Origin of the sequence: Brevibacterium sp. (assembly GCF_022712115.1) — a bacterium.
GTDB lineage: Bacteria > Actinomycetota > Actinomycetes > Actinomycetales > Brevibacteriaceae > Brevibacterium > Brevibacterium salitolerans.
This window is the reverse complement of sequence record NZ_JALAHB010000133.1, coordinates 1-2,541: the sequence shown is the minus strand read 5'-3', so window position 1 is coordinate 2,541 and position 2,541 is coordinate 1. Positions and strand designations below refer to the sequence as shown.

The window sequence follows — 2,541 nt, the reverse complement described above, 5'->3', positions numbered from 1 at the left end:
TCTTCCCTGAGAACGACACCGCGTCCTGCATCGTCCAGTCTCCGCTGAGCAGGTGGAAGGTGCGGCGAGCGTGCGTGGCACCGGCGTGCGTGCGGTTCTCCACCCGGAAGGGGACGTGGTGTTCGTGCCCGGCGAACACCACCCCACGGCGCTGCAGCCAGCGCAGCAGGGGAAAGAGGAGCGGTCGGAGAATCCGGACCCGGCCCTGCCCCGCGGGGCAGCCGGCGGTGCGGAAGACGCCGTGTCCCACTCCCACCTCGGCGGCGGTCAGCGCACGGAAGTAGCTGCGCAGCCGAGGATGGAGCCGGGCTGCCGCGGCAGGGCCCAGCGCTCGCTCGTAGGGGGAGAGTGCCGGCTCGGAACGCTCGGGTGAGGCCATGTGGTGAGTCTAGGAGCGGTGCGGACGGCGGGGTCGCCGGCGACGGCAGGGTCGCCGCGACTGCGGCTCTGGAGCGGATCACGCGCTGACCGGCAGGGCAGAGCGGGTATTCCCCGGTATCGCGGAGCCTGCTCCCGTAGACTCGCGGCGTACCTGCACCCGTGTGAACGGAGAGCCCTCCATGACGACCGAGCTCGTCGTCACCCTCGTCGCCGGACTGCTCATGCTGGTGGGATGCGTGGGGATCGTCGTTCCCGTTCTGCCGGGCTCCATCCTCATCGGGATCTCCGCCCTCGTCTGGGCCATCGTGCTGGGCGGCGGTGCGGCGTGGACGGCCTTCGGTGTGATCGGGGTGCTCGTGGGTGTGGGCATGGCCGCGTCCTGGGTGCTCACCGGAAAGAGACTCAAGGAGCGGGGCATCCCCAACTCCTCCATGCTCATGGGCGGGGTGCTCGCCGTCGTCGGCTTCTTCGTGGTTCCCGTGGTGGGCCTGCTGCTGGGATTCGTCGTGGGCCTCTGGCTGGCGGAATGGCGCAGGCTGGGTGAGGCTCGCCCCGCCTGGGACTCCAGCTGGACCGCGCTCAAGGCCGCGGGAGTGGGGATCCTCGTGGAGTTCGGCTGTGCGGCGGTGGCACTGGCAGTGTTCGTCGGGACCTCCGTCTACTACTTCACCGCTCTCGCGCCCGCGGCCTGAGGCGGGCGCCGGCCGTGTGAGGTGGGTGCCGCGGACGGGCGACGTGTGGGCACCGGCCGCGTGAGCGCCGGCAGAGTGAGGTGGGTGCCCTCGGCGTGAGGGCCCGCGCACAGGGTTTCCCACCCACCCATGCGTGGGTGGGTGGGAAACCGTGTGAGCGGTGTGGGCCGGTGCAGCGCCGCTCAGCTGTTGGCGGTGGGCACGCCCCACTTCGCCAGCACCCAGTCGATGCAGGCGAGCAGCGCGCGCACCTCGTCCGGCTCGATGGCCACGAAGGTGGAGATGCGCAGCTGGTTGCGGCCCAGCTTGCGGTAGGGGTCCACGTCCACGATCCCGTTCTCACGGAGCGCGGATGCGAGCGCAGCGGCGTCCACGGACTCGTCGAAGTCGATGGTGCAGACCACCGCGGAGCGCTCCGCCGGGTCCGCGACGAACGGCGTGGCGGTGGGGGAGGCCTCGGCCCACGCGTAGACCAGCGAGGAGGACTCCGCGGTGCGGGCGGCTGCCCACTCGAGTCCGCCGTTGCCGTTGATCCACTCGATCTGCTCCGCGAGCATGATGAGCGTGGCGACCGCGGGAGTGTTGTACGTCTGGTCCTTGCGGGAGTTGTCCAGCGCCGTCTTCAGGCTCAGCGACTCCGGGATCCAGCGCCCGCTCGCGGCGATCTCCTCGATGCGCGCCACTGCGGCGGGGGAGACGACCGCGACCCAGAGTCCGCCGTCCGCCGCGAAGTTCTTCTGCGGCGCGAAGTAGTAGACGTCCGCCTCACCGATGTCCACGCTCAGGCCGCCGGCGGCCGAGGTCGCGTCGATGACCACCAGCGCGTCCTCGGCGATCCCCTCCGGTCGCACCACCGGCACCGCCACGCCCGTGGAGGTTTCGTTGTGCGGCCAGGAGTACACGTCCGCCGAGGCGTCCGCCTGGGGGAGCGCGCCGGTGCCGGGGGCGGCCTCGACGACCAGGGAATCCTGCAGGAAGGGCGCGGTCCGCGTGGCCTTGGCGAACTTGGAGCCGAACTCCCCGAACGAGGCGTGGGAGGCGCGCTCCCGCACCAGGCTGAATGTCGCCGCGTCCCAGAAGGACGTGGAGCCGCCGTTGCCCAGGACGACCTCGTAGCCCTCCGGCAGGGAGAAGAGCTGCCCCAGCCCCTCGCGCACGCGGCGCACCAGCGCCTTCACCGGCGCCTGCCGGTGGGAGGTCCCCATCACGGTGCGTCCGGCTGCCGTGATCGCTTCGATCTGGGCCGGGCGCACGCGGGACGGGCCGGCGCCGAAGCGGCCGTCGGCGGGCTTGAGATCGTCGGGGATGATGACTGGTGTGTTGGCTGTCTCACTCACGCAGCGATCCTACTGCGGGAGGCGTGCGGCCCGGGCACCTGTCCGCGGAACGCGGCGCAGAGTGCTGAGTGGGCCCGGCTGCGGGAGCGGGGGGGAGCCGCACGGGGAGCCCGGGGCGGCTCCCACCCGCT

3 protein-coding genes are annotated in these 2,541 nt (G+C 71.8%); 1 reads left to right on the top strand and 2 read right to left on the bottom strand.

Features of this window, described 5'->3' with window-relative positions; translation table 11 throughout:
- On the bottom strand, positions 1–379 hold a 379-nt coding region (locus tag Q0A33_RS07710), incomplete at its 3' end, for a DUF4166 domain-containing protein (RefSeq protein WP_291794858.1).
- A 181-nt stretch (positions 380–560) separates the two neighbouring features.
- On the opposite strand from Q0A33_RS07710, the gene Q0A33_RS07705 reads away from it, so the two are divergent.
- Positions 561–1,073, top strand: a complete 513-nt coding sequence (locus Q0A33_RS07705; RefSeq protein ID WP_291794857.1) for a DUF456 domain-containing protein — start codon at positions 561–563, stop codon at positions 1,071–1,073.
- Between the two features lie 182 nt (positions 1,074–1,255).
- On the opposite strand, the gene serC is transcribed toward Q0A33_RS07705, so the two are convergent.
- Positions 1,256–2,410, bottom strand: coding sequence for a phosphoserine transaminase (gene serC, locus Q0A33_RS07700; protein WP_291794856.1), 1,155 nt, complete (start codon positions 2,408–2,410; stop codon positions 1,256–1,258).
- Positions 2,411–2,541 lie beyond the last annotated feature (131 nt).